The sequence below is a fragment of the Alsobacter metallidurans genome, from assembly GCF_014636935.1.
Taxonomy (GTDB): Bacteria; Pseudomonadota; Alphaproteobacteria; order Rhizobiales; family Beijerinckiaceae; genus Alsobacter; species Alsobacter metallidurans.
Map to the genome: position 1 here is coordinate 1,743,179 of NZ_BMES01000001.1, position 15,594 is coordinate 1,758,772.

Consider the following 15,594-nt stretch of genomic DNA (forward strand, 5'->3'; position numbering starts at 1 on the left):
GGGAGTTCCGCCATGGTTCGCACGATCATCTCCGACATCGCCGAGATCGCAGCGCTTGGCTCGTTTGCGACCGCCGTTCTGGTCTTCTCCAAGCTCGCCGGCGCGTGAGGCTCTCGGGATCGCGTCGCCGTCCCCAGCCACGACGGCGCGCGGTCTGGACCATGCGTCCGGGGAGGCCGATGATGCCGGCCTGATCGGGAGAGCTTCGCGTGAGTCGCATTCTGGGTGACGTCGGATTCGTGCACCTGCACGTGCATTCGTCCTTTTCGCTGCTGGAAGGGGCGCTGCGCATCGACGACTTGAAGAAGCTCGCCTTGAAGGACGCCATGCCGGCGCTGGCGCTGACCGACAGCAACAATTTGTTCGGCGCGCTGGAATTCTCCGAGAAGCTCTCTGGAGCCGGCGTGCAGCCGATTACCGGGATCGAGCTGTCGGTGGAGTTCGGCGACGAGAAGCCGAACCGCAACGCCACCCAGCCCGCGCGCCCCAGCCTCGTGCTGCTCGCCGCCGACGCGAAGGGCTACGAAAACCTGATGCTGCTCGGCTCACGGGCCTATATGGGCCCGGCGCCGGGCGAGCCGCCGCACGTCCAGCTGGACGAATTGCTGCGCCTCAATGACGGGATCATCCTGTTGACCGGCGGCCCGGACGGCCCGATCGACAAGGCCATCGTGGCCGGCCAGCTCGACCTTGCCGGCGCGCGTCTCGACGCGCTGGCGGCGGCCTTTGGAGACCGGCTCTATGTCGAGATCCAGCGGCACGGCACGGACGACGAGGCCGCCGTCGAAGGCGAACTGATCGAGCTCGCCTACGCCAAGCGCCTGCCTCTGGTTGGGACCAACGAACCCTATTTCCCCAAGTCTGACGACTACGAGGCGCATGACGCCCTGCTGGCCATCGCGGATGGCCGGCTCGTGTCGGACCCCGATCGCCGGCGGCTTTCCCCGGACCACGGCTTCAAGGCGCGCGCCGAGATGGTGCAGATCTTCAAGGATTTGCCGGAAGCCGCCGCCAATACGGTCGAAATCGCCATGCGGTGCAGCTTCCGGCCGCGCACCGGCAAGCCGATCCTGCCGCGCTTCACCACGGGCGATCACGAGGACCCGGATCTCGTCGTGGCCGAGGAGGCCGCGGAGTTGCGCCGGCAGGCGCATGAAGGCCTCGCCCGCCGCATCGCCGCGCATGGCGTCGCGCCGGGCATGACCGAGGACGAGTACCGCGAGCGGCTCGACTTCGAGCTCTCGGTGATCGAGCGTATGAAGTATCCTGGTTACTTCCTGATCGTTGCCGACTTCATCACCTGGGCGAAGTCGCAGGACATCCCGGTCGGCCCGGGCCGCGGTTCGGGCGCGGGCTCGCTGGTCGCCTACGCGACCACCATCACGGATCTCGATCCGCTGCGCTTCGGCCTCCTGTTCGAGCGCTTCCTGAACCCCGAACGCGTGTCCATGCCGGACTTCGACGTCGATTTCTGCCAGGACCGGCGCGAGGAGGTCATCCGTTACGTCCAGAAGCGCTACGGCCAGGACCGCGTCGCCCAGATCATCACCTTCGGCACCCTGCTGGCGCGCGGCGTCATGCGCGACGTCGGCCGCGTCATGTCGATGTCCTACGGCCAGGTCGACAAGCTCACCAAGCTGGTGCCGCAGAACCCCGCCAACCCGGTCACGCTTGCGCAGGCCATCGAGGGCGAGCCCAAGCTCCAGGCCGCCGCCGCCGAGGATCCGGTGGTGCAGCGCATGCTGACCGTTGCGCAGAAGCTGGAGGGCCTCTACCGCCACGCCTCCACGCACGCGGCCGGCATCGTGATCGGCGACCGCCCGCTCGAGCAGATCGTGCCGCTCTACCGCGATCCGAAGTCCGACATGCCGGTCACCCAGTTCAACATGAAATGGGTGGAGCCGGCCGGCCTCGTGAAGTTCGACTTCCTCGGCCTGAAGACCCTCACGGTCTTGAAGACGGCCGTGAACCTCCTGAAACAGCGCAACATCCACATCGACCTCTCGGCGATCCCGATAGACGACAAGAAGACTTTCGAGATGCTGGGCCGCGGCGAGACCGTCGCGGTGTTCCAGGTTGAATCGGCCGGCATGCGCAAGGCGCTGGTCGAGATGCGGGCCGACCGCTTCGAGGACATCATCGCACTTGTGGCGCTGTACCGGCCGGGCCCGATGGCCAACATTCCGGTCTACTGCGCCCGCAAGCACGGCGAGGAGGAGCCGGACTTCATCCACCCGCTGCTGGAGCCGGTGCTCAAGGAAACCCAGGGCGTCATCATCTACCAGGAACAGGTGATGCAGGCGGCCCAGATCCTGTCCGGCTACTCGCTCGGCGAAGCGGATCTTTTGCGCCGCGCCATGGGCAAGAAGATCAAGGCCGAGATGGACGCCCAGCGCGTGCGCTTCGTATCCGGCGCCGTGAAGCAGGGTGTGCCGCAGCAAAAGGCCGACGAGGTCTTCGACATCCTGGCCAAGTTCGCCGACTACGGCTTCAACAAGTCGCACGCCGCCGCCTATGCGCTGGTCGCCTACCAGACCGCCTACCTGAAGGCGAACTACCCCGTCGAGTTCCTGGCCGCGTCCATGACGCTCGACATGTCCAACACCGACAAGCTGTCGGAATTCCGCCGTGAGGCGCAGCGCCTCGGCATCCTGGTCGAGCCGCCCAACGTCAACCGCTCGGGCGTCACCTTCGAGGTTCATCCGGACGGGCAGGGGGCCTTCGCGATCCGTTACGCGCTCGCGGCCGTGAAGGGCGTCGGCGTCCAGGCCGTGGAAAGCATCGTGGCGGCCCGCCAGGAGGGCGGAGCCTTCCGCGACCTGTCCGATCTCGCCCGGCGTCTCAACCCGCGCGTCGTCAACAAGCGCACGCTGGAGAGCCTCATAGCGGCCGGCGCGCTGGACGACATCGAGCGCGACCGCGCCCGCTGCGTCGCGGCGCTGGACGCCATCATGGCGCAGGCCAACCGCGCCCAGGAGGAGGCCACCGCCGGCCAGGCCAACTTCTTCGGCGGCGAGGGCCATGTCGAGCCGATCCGCGTCGCCCATTACGAGCCGTGGCTGCCCTCCGAGCGCCTGCAGCGCGAATACGACGCCATCGGCTTCTTCCTCACCGGCCACCCGCTGGACGAATACGCCCACGTGCTGGAGCGCCTGCGCGTCCAGCGCTGGGCCGACTTCGCTCGCGCGGTGCGGGGCGGCGCCTCCATGGGCCGCGTCGCAGCCACGGTGCTGGACCGGAGCGAGCGGCGCACCAAGTCGGGCTCGAAGATGGGGATTTTCTCGCTGTCGGACCAGAGCGGCCACTTCGAGGCGATCATCTTCTCCGAAGGCCTCAACCAGTACCGCGACCTGCTGGAGCCCGGCCGCGCCGTGGTGCTCACCCTGCAGGCGTCCGCCGAAGGCGAGGAGGTGAGGGCGCGCATCGGCACGGCCGAGCCGCTGGACATCGCCGCCGAGAAGCTGAAGAGCTCGATGCGCGTCTTCCTGCGCGACGACAAGCCCGTCCGCAGCATCCAGGAGCGCCTGCGCGAACGCGGCGACGGCGAGATCGCACTCGTCCTGATGCTCGACGACGGCCAGCGCGAGGTGGAGGTGAAGCTCCCCGGCCGCTACAAGGCAACCCCGCAAGTAGCCGGCGCGCTGAAGGCCGTGCCGGGCGTCGTCGCGGTGGAGTTCGCTTAGGAACTGCACCGCGAGCCTCCGGCTCGCATCGCGGACGGGCCCGGCCGTGCGAGCCGGAGGCTTGCGGTCCGTCGCCGCCGTTTCCGGTGGACGCCCGCACGCATGGGATTCACAGACTCACGCCGATCCGCTAAACCCGGCGCATGAACCGACCCTTTCTCGGCGTCGAGCGCTCGGCCACCGGCCGGCGCTGGCGTGATCGGCTCGATGACGCCGGGCAGGCGCGCGCGCTCGCCATCGTGCAAGAGCATGGCCTCGACGACGTGCTCGCCCGCGTGCTCGCCGGGCGCGGCGTCGCCTCCGCGGATGCGCCCGGCTTCCTGGAGCCGCGCTTGCGCCACCTCCTGCCGGACCCGTCCTCGCTGATCGACATGGACGCCGCCGCCGCCCGCATCGCCGACGCGGTGACGCGGCGCGAGAAGGTCGCCATCTTCGGCGACTACGATGTCGACGGCGCGTCCTCGGCGGCGCTCCTGGGCTCCTACCTGCAGAGCTGCGGCCTCGAGACCATCATCCACATCCCGGATCGCTTGATCGAAGGCTACGGCCCCAATGTGGACGCCATCGGCAAGCTGGCGGCCGCTGGCGCCGGCCTGCTGGTGACGGTGGACTGCGGCACGACGAGCCACGAGCCGCTGGCCGAAGCGCGGCGGCTCGGCCTCGACACGGTAGTGATTGACCACCACCAGGCGCCCGAGCAGCTGCCGAGCGCTGTCGCGATCGTGAATCCCAACCGCCTCGACGACCTCTCGGGCCTGGGCGCCCTGTGCGCGGCCGGCGTCGTGTTCGTCACCCTCGTGGCGCTGAACCGCGAGCTTCGCCGCCGAGGCTTCTGGAACGGCCGGCGCGAGCCGGACCTCATGGACATGCTCGACCTGGTGGCGCTCGGCACGGTGGCGGACGTGGTGCCGCTGGTCGGCCTCAACCGCGCCTTCGTGCGCCAGGGCCTCGCCATCATGAAGGCGCGCGGCCGGGTCGGCCTGCGCACCCTGTGCGACGTCGCCCGGCTGGACGGTCCGCCGAGGCCCTACCACCTCGGCTACCTGCTCGGCCCGCGCATCAACGCCGGCGGCCGCATTGGCGACGCGGCGCTGGGCGCGCGGCTCCTGATGACCGTCGACGAAATGGAGGCGCAGTCCATCTCGGCCACGCTCGATCGCCTCAACGGCGAGCGCCAGGTCATCGAACAGGCCATGGTGGCCGAAGGCGTCGGCCTCGCGCTCGGCCAGGTCGGCCTGGAGGAGAATGGCGCAGCGTTCGTGGCCGTCGGCTCGGCCGATTGGCACCCCGGCGTCGTCGGCCTCGTCGCGTCGCGCCTGAAGGAGCGCTTCGGCCGGCCGGCTTTCGCCTTCGCTTTTGGCGAGAATGGCCTCGGCACGGGTTCGGCCCGCTCCATTCCGGGCGTCGACGTCGGCCGCGCCGTCCGCGCCGCCGTGGAGGCGGGCCTCGCCGTCAAGGGCGGCGGCCACGCCATGGCGGCGGGCGCCACCATCGCGCGCGAGCGCCTGCCGGACCTCGCGGCCTTTCTGGAAGACCGGCTCGGCTCTGCCATCGCGACCGCGCGGGCCGACCGGGGCCTCGCGATCGACGCCGCCATCATGGCGGGCGGGGCCCGCACGGATCTGATCACCCGCATCGAAACGGCCGGCCCCTTCGGTTCTGGCCACCCGGAGCCCATGTTCGCGTTGCCGTCCCACCGCCTCGTGGAGGCGACAGAGGTCGGGCGCGGCCACGTGCGCGTCCGCCTCAAGGCCGGCGACGGCTCCACGTTGGACGGTATCGCATTCGGGGCGGCCGAGCAGCCCCTCGGCAAGGCGTTGTTCGAGGCGCGCGGCAGCACAATTCACGCGGCAGGCCAGCTGGCCGTCGATCGGTGGCAGGGCGCCGAGCGCGTGCAGTTGCGCCTAACCGACATGGGCCGGCTCGAAGGCCGCCCCTGAGGCTTCACCGAGGCGCTTAGCCCGACGTGCGCCCCGTCCGCGCCAGCGCCTGCTCGCGCATGAAGATGTAGAAGCCCGCCGCCACGATCACGGCCGAGCCGACGAACACCGCCATCTCGGGCACGTCGCCGAACACGAGCCAGCCCAGCAACACCGCCCAGGCGATCTGCGTGTACTGGTAGGGCACCACCACGGCCGCCGACGCGAGCTTCAGCGACTTGTTCACGCAGATATGCGCAACCGTCGCGACCACGCCCAGCATGCCCAGCAGCGCGAAATCCCGCGGCGTCGGCGTCACCCACTGGAACGGCGCCAGCACGGCCCCGAAGGCGAGCGCGCCGATCACCTGCCAGGTCACCAGCACGGTGCCGCTCGTGTCGCGCAGCTTGCGGGTGGTGATCATCAGGAGCGCGAAGAGAAGGCTGCCCGACACCGCCACCAGCGCCGGCAGCCCGAAGGCCGCCTCGGACGGCCGCATCGCGATCACGACGCCCAAAAAGCCCACCAGCACCGCCGTCCAGCGCCGCCAACCCACCTTCTCGCCGAGCAACGGCCCGGCCAGCGCCGTCACCCAGATCGGGCCCGACAGGTAGAAGGTCACCACGTCGGCGAGCGGCAGGTAAGCCACCGCCCAGTAGAAGGCCGCGACCTCAAGCGTGGAAAACACGATCCTCAGCAGCTGCAGGCCGGGGCGGGCAGGGCGGATGATTGGCCCGAGCCCCTCGCGCATGATCATGGGCGCCAGCAGGACGAGCGCGAACAGGCTGCGGATCAAAAGCACCTGGCCGACCGTGTAGGTCGACACCAGCCACTTTCCCATCACGTCGTTGCAGACAAACAGGAAGATGCCGACCAGCATCATCAGGATGCCGAGGCCTGCCGAGCCGCTCGTGGGCTCCGGCCCCGGAGAGGCTGTCGCGGCCGAATCGGGCGCAGCTCCCGGGCCGGTCGGAGCGAGCCGATGATCTACGCCCGCCGCAGCATTCTCCGCCGCAGCCCCGGCGCCCGCGCGCCCACCTTCCTGCTCCACCGTTTCCTCGCCCTGGCTTGTTTTCAGGGAGGTTCTCTAGCGGTTTCCTCAGCCCATGAGGAGGGGCCGCGATGGCGTATCCAAAGATCGCCAGACGGGCTTGTGGCCCGCCGCGATCCCGCCTATAAGCCCCCTCGCGCTGCGCCCATCGTCTAGCGGTCTAGGACGTCGCCCTTTCACGGCGAAAACACGGGTTCGAGTCCCGTTGGGCGCGCCAGCTTTTTGGCCCTTCTCGACTTTTTTCGTTGTCGAATTCGTTGCCGAGGGCTTTCGGATGACGTTAACTCGCAACACGCCCAATACCGCGCTCGAGTTCATCTGGGATACGCCGGGCTACGTGGGGACAGCCGCGGTTGCGCATGTTCGATCGTGTGCTGAACGCTTAGGTGAGAACGCCGATGCGATCATGGACGCAATCAGGAATGACACGCCCGCCGGTCGAATGATCCTGAAGCTCCTCGGGCTGCAGCGTTCGGATGTGATTTTCAAGAACCGCCCCCCAGATCCACTACGTGAACAAACGATTTACGCGGTGGTTAGCCAACTCGTTTGGGAAGGGGCCTCTTTACAGGAAGCCTTCAAAACAGCTCCGGCACTTCTGGCCGATCCAAACAGACGTGCATCTCGGGGAGCTATTGGCGACACTGGGCTGAAGGTCCTCGGGAAATTTCGAAACGGTGATGTGCATCATCTCTCCCCGCGCGCCGTACGCGACGCTTACTGGCGGTATCGTAAGCAGGGCCTGGCGAACCGATACTTCGTCGCGGTGGATGAAACCCCATTCGAGTCAGCGCAAGGTAGGACAAAATTATCGTACAGCGATGATGCTGCTTGATTGCCTGAACTGGCTGTGCCGCTTCTTCCAAACGACCCGAAGCTGGCGTGGTTAGTGCCCGCTTTTGACCCACAGTGGTCGTTGGCTGGGTCTGCTTGCAGGGAGCGAGGGCGCGAGTCCCAATTAACTAGGCAGCTTAGCCAATGCGGCCTGAACGATCGTCAGCGCGCGGGATTGTATCCGGCCCTTGTTCAAGGCGCGGTCGCTGTCGTGCTGATCAGGTTAGATGCTCGAGCCCGACACAGGCCAGATGCACCGACACAGCAATGGCGGCGCGCGAAGGCTCGGCCGCAGCCTTCACGCGCTCTCACGAAGGCCTTCAGCGATGCAACCCGACTATGCCGCCCAAAATCAGCGCTCGATCGACTTGTATTGGTGCGCGGGTCCATTGGAGTGCTGTGCGTTAAGTCAGCTTCGCTTGCGCGTGAACGGCGTATCGTCATGGGGGCGTCATCACCCATCGCTACCAGCAGGCCATTGTCGCGCCGCATGGGGCCACGAATGGATGACCTGCTGTTCAGCTACGCGGATGAAACGACGCCGCGCTTTAAGCGTAGAGTCATTCGCACGGTGGAGCGCCTGACCGGCCAGCCCAAACTGAAGCGGATCTACGTCGACAACCAGCTCCGCCCGCGTGCCGGGGAGAGCTTCTGGTCGGCCGCCGTGCGGCGGCTTCGGCTCGACGTGCGCTTCGACGCCGCCCGGCTCGCAGCGCTGCCGAAAACCGGGCCCCTGGTGATCGTCGCCAACCATCCCTATGGCGTGCTGGACGGGCTGGTGATCGCCTGGCTGGCCGAGCGCATTCGCCCGGACTTCAAGATCCTGACCCATGCCGTGCTGCTGCGCGCCCCAGAGGCGGCGCCGCAATTGCTCCCGGTCGACTTCTCTGGCTCGCCCACCACCATGGCGACCAACCTTGCGTCCCGCGCGGCCGCGCGCGACCACCTCGCCCAGGGCGGTTGCGTCGTGGTGTTTCCGGCCGGCGGCGTTTCCACCTCCCCGGACCGCCTGGGGCGCAAGCCCGCCCAGGACGCGCCATGGCAACCCTTCACCGCCCAATTGATCGAAAAGGCGAAGGCTGCCGTGGTCCCGATGTATTTCGAGGGGCAGAACAGCCGCGTGTTCCAGATCGCCAGCCATCTCAGCCTCACGCTGCGGCTGGCGCTGATCTTCCACGAGGTCCGCAGCCGGATGGGGGCGGAGCTCCGCGTCGCGATCGGCGCGCCGATCGACCCGAGCGAGTTGGCCCAAGCCGGCGATCGCCGGGCCCAGATGGCCGATTTGCGGCGCCGCACCGAGGCGCTCGCCTCCGACCTGCCAGCACGGTGTTCGCCCGAGCGGCGCGGGGTGGCGTTGAAGAGCCGCATCGCCACCGTGTCGGCCAAGCTCAGCCTGGGCCTGAAACGGGATTAACGGCGGCCGCCGCCTCGCCTGAGCGCGGCCTTGAGGCCGAGATACACCAGCATGGCGGCCAGAACGGCGATCACGCAGGCCCACCAGAAGCCGCTTTCGTCCTCGGCGAACGGCAGCCCCTTGGTGTTCATGCCGAACAGGCCCGTGACCAGGGTCGCGGGCAGGAACACGGCGGTCAGCATCGACAGGGCGTAGAGCTGGCGGTTCGTCTCGGCCGCCAGGCGGGCCGATATCTCGTCCTGCAGCAGCCGTGCGCGCTCCTGGGTCGAGTGAACCTCCTGGTGAATGGACTCCAGCCGCTGCGCGATGCGCCCTGCGGCCTCCCGCACGTCCGCCGGCAGCCGCAGCGCGGGGGCGAGTTCCACGCGCCGGAACAGGCCCATGAGGCGCGACAGCTGGCGGTTGAGCCGCACGGCGCGCCGCCGCATGGCCCCGATGGGCGCGCCGGCTTCCGCGCCGTAGCCCTCCAGGATTTTGTCCTCGACGCCGTCCACCGCGTGGCCGAGCTCGGTCGCGGCAGCCGCCACCACGTCAGCCTCCCGGTCGACGATCGCCTCCAGCAGGTCCAGCGCAGAATCGATGGGCCGACCGGATTCCACGGCGGCGCGCGTGGCCTCGATGGACCGGAGCGACTGGCGACGACCTGTGATCAGCAGGCGCTCCGCCAAGATGAAGCGCAGCTGCGCCAGCTCCTCGGTCTCATGGGCGAAGTCGAGCTTCAGGTCGACGAAAACGCCCGCCAGCACGTCGCCCTCGATGTCGACCTGGTCATGCTGCGTGGAGGCGAGCAGGACCTCCTTGGCCTCGTCGGGGATGAACGCCTGGCGCGACACCCAATCGCGCCCCCGCTTGTCCACGAGGTTGACATGCACCCACCAGAAGCGGCCGTCGGGATCGGGCAGGGTGGGCGCGGCGTTCTGGGCCAGCGCCAGCCCACGGCCGTTCTCGTCAAACCGGTAAGCGAAGACGATGCCCGGCCGCGTGTGCTCGTCGGCCAAGGGCAGCGCCGAGGCGTGCGCTGTCATCGCAGAGCCTGCCGAAGGCGTTCAGCCGGTCGCGCGTGGGGGCGCATCAGGGCTTTGCTGGCTGGGGAGCGGCTGCGTCGGGCTTGCGCCGCGCCGCTTTGGCCGCGCCGCCGCCGGGCTCGCCCGTTTTGTCATTGGCGGGCGTCAGCGGCTCCGGCGCGGCTGCGAGAGCTTCCGAAGCCGGAGCCTTGCGCTTCTGCTTCTTGGACTTTCCGGGCTTTTCCTTGAGCTTGGCGATGGCGCTCTCGATATGCTTCACCGCGAAGGCGTGCAGTTTCTTGAGCGCGCGGCGTTCGGCCCTGAGGGCCTCGAGCTCGGCCTCCACGGCCTTCGTGCCGGCCGAACTCGCGAGCGCCGACAGCATGCCGCTGCGCCCGTCGATGCCCTTCACCTCGCCGCGGGCGGAAGCCGCGACCTTGCGGGCCTGCTTGGCCTCCTTAAGGGCCTCCAGCAGCTTTTCGAATTTGCGAGCTTGCTTATCCGTCATGCGACTGCCCCTCCGTTCGGCGACACTATGCTGAGCCCGCTTGTCACAATCGAGAGGCGAAGCTTCAGCTTCGCGCGGCGCTTTCGGGGCGAGGCTGAACCACATGGCCAGCTCAGCCCTCGCCCAGCGCGGCGTGCGCGACGATGCGAAAACGCTCGCCGGGCTCCTGCCGAAACAGCGCAACGTGGTTCACCCTCACGGGGTCGTCGCCGAGACGCTGCGCGGCCAGCGCGCGCAGGCGCGCCGCGATGGCGTCGGCGTGGACGCCCAGCGGGCCGGTGAGCGTCATGTGAAAGCGGTACTGCTCGCGCACATACGGGTAGCCGAAGCGTTCGAACAGTTCGCGTTGCCGCGGCGTCATCGCGTCGGGATTGCGGCGTAGCCGCTCGGCCGGGGAGGGCGGCGCGCGAAAGGGCTCGAAGGCGTCCACGGCCGCATCGGCGAGCGTCGACAGCGCCGGCGGACGTCCAGGCGGAACCAGCGCCACGAAGGCGCCGAGCGCCGCCACGGCGAGCCCGGTCTCCACGGCCGGCTGGCCGTGCGCGAAATGGCGGAGCGTCTCCAGGAGTTCGTCCTCGCGTCGTCCCTGGGCAAGCCGGAACGGCGCCTTCAGGGTCGCGTGGAAGCCGTAGCGGCGCGGCTCGGCCGTCAGATCCCGCCATTCGGCCTGCGAAAAGCCTTCAGGGACAAGCACGTTTGTGTCGTCGCCCGTGGAAGCGTCGTAGCCGAGCACGGCGGAGCCGAACCGCCACAGCGCGGTGTCGGGGGAGGGCGCGAAGTAGATGGCGTAGCGGGGCCCGTCCATGCCTCAGCCGCCGTGGCGCTCGAGGAACGCGTCGACCGACAGGGCGCGAAAATCCGGCAACGCCAGCCGCAGCCGCTCGTGATCCCAGTCCCACCAGGCGAGCGCCTGGAGGCGGTCGGCCGTCCGCGCGTCAAAGCGGTCGCGCACCGGCCGGGCCGGAACGCCGGCGACCACCGCGTAGGGCGCCACGTCCTTGGTCACCACCGCGCCGGCCGCCACCACCGCGCCGGTCCCGACGCTGCGCCCGGGCAGGACGATCGCGCCGTGCCCGATCCACACGTCGTGGCCAATGCTGACGGGCGTCGAGCGCCGCCAGTCGAAGAACGCGGCCTCGTCCGCCTCGCCCTCGAAATAGGCTGACGCCCGGTAGGTAAAATGCGCCTGCGAGGCCCGGTGCATGGGGTGGTTGCCGGGGTTGATCCGCGTCGCCGCCGCGATGGAGCAGAAGCGGCCGATCGTCGTGTAGATGATGTCGGCGTCCTGCACCACGTAGGAGTAGTCGCCCATGCGGGTCTCGACCACGCTGGTGCGCGCGCCCACCTCGGTGTAGCGCCCGAGCTCGGACTTTACCACCTGGGCGGTGGGATGGATCAGCGGCTCTGGTCCCAGTTTCGTCGCCACGCCGAATCTCCTCCGCAGGCCATTGCGCGGTCGGTTGCATGGCGTCGTGACGCCGGAATGACGCGTCCGGCCGCGGCTGTCACGAAAGCGTTGCGCAGACGGATTAGCCGGTTCTCCAGCGGAAACCGGGGTCTGACCCAATGCTGGTGATCGAGGGACTGACGCGGCGCTTCGGCGGCAAGGTTGCGGTCAGCGACGTGAGCCTGACGGTCGAGAGCGGCGGCTTCGTGGGCGTGATCGGCCGTTCCGGCGCCGGCAAGTCGACGCTGCTGCGCATGATCAACCGCCTGCAGGAGCCGAGCGAAGGCCGGATCCTGTGCGACGGCCGCGACGTCACGGCCCTGCGCGGGCAGGCGCTGCGCGACTGGCGGGCCGACTGCGCGATGATCTTCCAGCAGTTCAACCTCAGCGGCCGGCTCGACGTGCTCACCAACGTGCTGATGGGCCGGCTCAACAAGACCTCGACGCTGAGCTCCGTGCTGCGGCTGTGGAGCGCGCAGGACAAGGCGATGGCGCTGTCGGCGCTGGAGATGCTGGACATCGCCAACCTGGCGGCCCAGCGCGCCGACAGCCTCTCGGGCGGCCAGCAGCAGCGCGTCGCCATCGCGCGGGCGCTGGTGCAGGAGCCGCGCATGATCCTGGCCGACGAGCCGATCGCGTCGCTCGACCCGCGCAACACCAAGGTCGTCATGGACGCGCTGCTGCGCATCAACAAGCACTACTGCATCACGGTGCTCTGCAACCTCCATTCGCTCGATCTCGCGCGCACCTATTGCGACCGCCTCGTCGGCATGGCGCAGGGCCGCGTGGTGTTCGACGGCGCGCCCGAGGCGCTGACCGAGGACGTCGCCCGCGAACTCTACGGCCTCGAGGCCGGCGAGGTGATGGACGCCGCCGCCGAGCGTCCCCAACCCGCCGCTGCCGCCTTCGCGGCCGCCTGAACCCGCCTTGGCCACGTTTTCACCCAGGAGAGACCCATGTTGAACCGTCGCACTCTGATCGCCGCCGGCGCCGCCCTGGTGGGCGCGACGCTGGCCACCGCCGCCGCCGCGCAGGACTGGAAGGCCAAGTATCCCGAGCTCGTGCTCGGCGTCATCCCGGCCGAGAATGGCTCGGGCGTGCTCGACCGCTACGGCCCCTTCGTGGAGTACCTGTCCAAGGAGATCGGCGTGAAGGTGACGCTGCGCGTCGCCCAGGACTACGCGGCCGTGATCGAAGGCCAGCGCGCCGGCAACATCCACATCGCCTATTACGGCCCGGCGTCCTTCGCCCGCGCCCGCCTCACCGGCGTCGCCACCGACGTGTTCGCGATGGACGTGAACAACGACGGCACGAAGGGCTACTACTCGGTCTTCTACGTGAAGGCCTCGAGCCCCTACAAGACGCTGCAGGACCTCAAGGGCAAGAACCTCGGCCTCGTCGACCCGAACTCCACCTCCGGCAACAACATGCCCCGCTTCGAGCTCGACAAGATGAAGATCGAGCCGGAGAAGTTCTTCGACAAGGTCGTGTTCACGGGCAGCCACGAGAACGCCGTTCTGGCGCTCAGCCAGGGCACCGTGGACGTCGCCGCCAACGCCTGGACGGCCGACGACGACAGCTATCTCTACCGCATGATCACCAAGGGCATGCTCAAGAACGCCGACGGCTCGCCCGCCAAGGTCAGCGACTACCGCATCATCCACAAGTCCACGATGATCGTGAACGGCCCCTACGCCTACCTCAACAGCCTGCCGGACGACCTCAAGGCCAAGATCCGCGACGCCTTCATGAGCGCCGCCACCAAGGACAAGGCCGCCTTCGACAAGCTCTCGGACGGCAAGAACAAGCCCTGGGCCGCCACCGAGAACAAGGACTACGACCAGACGATCGAGCTGATCCGCTTCGTCGACAGCCTGCGCAAGAAGTCGTCCTGATCTTCAGCTTCCAGGGGCGCGGTTTCGACCGCGCCCTTTTTTTTCTTGAGGGGTCCGCCATGGCGACCGCCATTCCGCATCGGCCGGACGCCCAAAACCAGGCGCTCGTGGACGGCTACGAGGCGGCGATCGCGGCCAGGCGGCGACGGACGCTCCTCGGCATCGCAATTCTGGCGGCGCTCATCCTGGCCGCGGCGCGGATCAGCGAAGTCGACCTCGGGACCTTTTTCGGCAATCTCGGACGTTTCACCAGCTATATCGGGCGCATCTTCACGCTGGAGGACGGCCACCTGGTTTTCACGAACCCGGCCGAGTGGCTCTGGGGTTTGCGGAAATGGCTTCGCCTGCTGGGCGAAACGCTGCTCATCGCCTATCTGGGCACGGTGATCGGAGGGCTCGGCGCCTTCGGGCTCAGCTTCCTGGCGGCGCGCAACATGGTCGTGGCCCCGTGGCTGCGCTTCTCGGCGCGGCGATTCCTGGAATTCTGCCGCACCGTCCCTGAACTCGTCTTCGCGCTCATCTTCGTCGTGGCGTTCGGCCTCGGGCCGCTTCCCGGCGTTTTGGCGCTGGGGATCCACACCATGGGAGCGCTCGGCAAGCTCTTCGCCGAGGTGGTCGAGAACATCGACATGAAGCCGGTGGAGGGCGTAGCCGCCACCGGGGCGAACTGGGCGCAGGGCGTGCGCTTCGGCACTCTTCCGCAGGTGCTCTCCAACTTCGTCAGCTACACGTTGCTGCGCTTCGAGGTGAACGTGCGCGGGGCCGCCATCATGGGCTTCGTCGGCGCGGGGGGCATCGGACAGGACCTCGTGGAGGCGATCCGCAAGTTCTACTACTCGGACGTCAGCGCCATCCTGATGCTGATCGTCGTCACCGTGATGCTGATCGACCTCGTCACCGAACGCGCCCGGCACGCGCTGATCGGCCGGGAGTTGGGGCGTTGAGCGCCGTGCCTGAAGCCGCTTCCCGCCGGGCGAGGCTGGCCGACGTGGATCTCGCAGCCCTGACGGCGCGTCATCCGTCGGCGTTCCGGCCCGATTGGGGCCGCCGCGCCGTCGTGGCGGCCTGCGTGGTCGCCCCCGTCGCGCTGTTCGCTTATGCGCTCGCGAGCCTCGACGTCTCATGGTCCCGGGTCTTCGCCGGGCTGGGGCGACTGGGGGACTTCGTCGGCCTAATGCTGCCGCCCAGCTACGGGACGACCGCCAAGCTGCTCACCTACCTGCACGCCCTGGCGGAGACGCTCGCCATCGCATTCCTGGGCACGCTGCTGGCCGCGATGCTGGCGCTGCCGCTGGGGTTTCTGGCGGCGCGCAACGTCATCCCGACCTGGATCTTCCGCTTCGGCGTGCGCCGCTTCCTGGACACGGTACGCAGCGTCGACACGCTGATCTGGGCGCTCATCTGGATCAACGTGGTGGGCCTCGGCCCCTTCGCGGGCGTGCTGGCGATCATGAGCTCGGACTTCGGCGCTTTCGGCAAGCTGTTCTCGGAGGCCATCGAGGCGGCGGACAACAAGGCCGTGGAGGGCGTCGAATCGGCGGGCGGAAGCCGGCTGCACGGGGTGCGCTTCGGCCTGCTGCCGCAGGTGCTGCCCGTGATGGCGAGCCAGGTCCTCTACTTCTTCGAGTCGAACACCCGGTCGGCCACCATCATCGGCATCGTCGGCGCGGGCGGCATCGGCCAGTACCTCTACGAGGAGATCAAGGTGCTGGAGTGGGGCCACGTCTCCTTCCTGGTGCTGCTGGTGCTGGCGGCCGTGGTGCTGATCGACGCCGTGTCGGCGCGGCTGCGCTTCGCCGTGATCGGAAACCGCCCGCAGCGCTGAATGCGTCATCCGGG

The 15,594-nt window shown here is 68.5% G+C and carries 13 protein-coding genes and 1 tRNA gene; 9 read left to right on the forward strand and 5 right to left on the reverse strand.

Annotated elements, in window-relative coordinates:
• Positions 1-221: 221 nt before the first annotated feature.
• Both dnaE and recJ read left to right on the forward strand, forming a co-directional pair.
• A complete protein-coding gene (gene dnaE / locus IEV99_RS08005) occupies positions 222-3,683 on the forward strand; it encodes a DNA polymerase III subunit alpha (protein ID WP_188517697.1) in 3,462 nt (1,153 codons plus the stop codon).
• Between the two features lie 143 nt (positions 3,684-3,826).
• Positions 3,827-5,623 carry a single-stranded-DNA-specific exonuclease RecJ gene (gene recJ / locus IEV99_RS08010; protein WP_188517138.1) on the forward strand — a complete coding sequence of 599 codons (1,797 nt, stop codon included), beginning with the start codon at positions 3,827-3,829 and terminating at the stop codon, positions 5,621-5,623.
• A 16-nt stretch (positions 5,624-5,639) separates the two neighbouring features.
• Here the strand turns inward: recJ and IEV99_RS08015 are convergent, their stop codons facing one another.
• The gene (locus IEV99_RS08015; protein WP_244643663.1) at positions 5,640-6,653 is read right to left on the reverse strand and encodes a DMT family transporter; all 1,014 of its coding nucleotides are present in this window, start codon (positions 6,651-6,653) and stop codon (positions 5,640-5,642) included.
• Positions 6,654-6,794: 141 nt separating this feature from the next.
• Here IEV99_RS08015 and IEV99_RS08020 point away from each other — a divergent pair.
• The 3 genes from IEV99_RS08020 (at position 6,795) to IEV99_RS08030 (ending at position 8,901) form a co-directional block, all read left to right on the forward strand.
• Positions 6,795-6,870: transfer RNA gene (locus IEV99_RS08020), tRNA-Glu, on the forward strand.
• Positions 6,859-7,488, forward strand: a complete 630-nt coding sequence (locus tag IEV99_RS08025) for a hypothetical protein (protein ID WP_188517139.1) — start codon at positions 6,859-6,861, stop codon at positions 7,486-7,488. The genes IEV99_RS08020 and IEV99_RS08025 overlap by 12 nt, the downstream gene beginning before the upstream one ends.
• A 501-nt stretch (positions 7,489-7,989) precedes the next feature.
• Positions 7,990-8,901, forward strand: coding sequence for a lysophospholipid acyltransferase family protein (locus IEV99_RS08030; RefSeq protein WP_188517140.1), 912 nt, complete (start codon positions 7,990-7,992; stop codon positions 8,899-8,901).
• Here the strand turns inward: IEV99_RS08030 and IEV99_RS08035 are convergent.
• From IEV99_RS08035 to IEV99_RS08050, 4 genes are all read right to left on the reverse strand, one after another.
• Positions 8,898-9,926 (reverse strand): CorA family divalent cation transporter, encoded by a 1,029-nt coding sequence (locus IEV99_RS08035; protein WP_188517141.1) that lies wholly within the window; start codon positions 9,924-9,926, stop codon positions 8,898-8,900. The genes IEV99_RS08030 and IEV99_RS08035 overlap by 4 nt on opposite strands.
• Before the next feature lie 46 nt (positions 9,927-9,972).
• Entirely contained in the window at positions 9,973-10,413 is a 441-nt protein-coding gene (locus tag IEV99_RS08040) for a hypothetical protein (RefSeq protein WP_188517142.1), read from the reverse strand.
• Positions 10,414-10,525: 112 nt separating this feature from the next.
• Positions 10,526-11,218, reverse strand: coding sequence for a DUF1045 domain-containing protein (locus IEV99_RS08045; RefSeq protein ID WP_188517143.1), 693 nt, complete (start codon positions 11,216-11,218; stop codon positions 10,526-10,528).
• A gap of 3 nt (positions 11,219-11,221) precedes the next feature.
• The gene (locus tag IEV99_RS08050) at positions 11,222-11,839 is read right to left on the reverse strand and encodes a DapH/DapD/GlmU-related protein (RefSeq protein ID WP_188517144.1); all 618 of its coding nucleotides are present in this window, start codon (positions 11,837-11,839) and stop codon (positions 11,222-11,224) included.
• A 140-nt stretch (positions 11,840-11,979) separates the two neighbouring features.
• Between IEV99_RS08050 and phnC the strand changes: the two genes are divergently transcribed.
• From phnC to phnE (IEV99_RS08070), 4 genes are read left to right on the forward strand one after another with little or no spacing between them, the layout of a single operon-like run.
• Positions 11,980-12,780 carry a phosphonate ABC transporter ATP-binding protein gene (gene phnC / locus IEV99_RS08055; protein ID WP_188517145.1) on the forward strand — a complete coding sequence of 267 codons (801 nt, stop codon included), beginning with the start codon at positions 11,980-11,982 and terminating at the stop codon, positions 12,778-12,780.
• Positions 12,781-12,816: 36 nt separating this feature from the next.
• Positions 12,817-13,755 (forward strand): phosphonate ABC transporter substrate-binding protein, encoded by a 939-nt coding sequence (gene phnD / locus IEV99_RS08060; protein WP_188517146.1) that lies wholly within the window; start codon positions 12,817-12,819, stop codon positions 13,753-13,755.
• Between the two features lie 59 nt (positions 13,756-13,814).
• Entirely contained in the window at positions 13,815-14,699 is an 885-nt protein-coding gene (gene phnE / locus IEV99_RS08065; RefSeq protein ID WP_188517147.1) for a phosphonate ABC transporter, permease protein PhnE, read from the forward strand.
• Positions 14,696-15,580: a phosphonate ABC transporter, permease protein PhnE gene (phnE, locus tag IEV99_RS08070; protein ID WP_244643664.1), complete on the forward strand. Its 885-nt coding sequence runs from the start codon at positions 14,696-14,698 to the stop codon at positions 15,578-15,580. Before phnE (IEV99_RS08065) ends, phnE (IEV99_RS08070) begins: the two co-directional genes overlap by 4 nt.
• The last annotated feature ends 14 nt before the right edge of the window (positions 15,581-15,594 follow it).

Coding starts and splice junctions, on each gene's coding strand:
- IEV99_RS08040 (WP_188517142.1), bottom strand. CDS start 10,413: ATGACGGATAAGCAAGCTCGCAAATTCGAAAAGCTGCTGGAGGCCCTT.
- phnC (WP_188517145.1), top strand. CDS start 11,980: ATGCTGGTGATCGAGGGACTGACGCGGCGCTTCGGCGGCAAGGTTGCG.
- recJ (WP_188517138.1), top strand. CDS start 3,827: ATGAACCGACCCTTTCTCGGCGTCGAGCGCTCGGCCACCGGCCGGCGC.
- phnD (WP_188517146.1), top strand. CDS start 12,817: ATGTTGAACCGTCGCACTCTGATCGCCGCCGGCGCCGCCCTGGTGGGC.
- IEV99_RS08045 (WP_188517143.1), bottom strand. CDS start 11,218: ATGGACGGGCCCCGCTACGCCATCTACTTCGCGCCCTCCCCCGACACC.
- IEV99_RS08035 (WP_188517141.1), bottom strand. CDS start 9,926: ATGACAGCGCACGCCTCGGCGCTGCCCTTGGCCGACGAGCACACGCGG.
- phnE (WP_188517147.1), top strand. CDS start 13,815: ATGGCGACCGCCATTCCGCATCGGCCGGACGCCCAAAACCAGGCGCTC.
- IEV99_RS08030 (WP_188517140.1), top strand. CDS start 7,990: ATGGATGACCTGCTGTTCAGCTACGCGGATGAAACGACGCCGCGCTTT.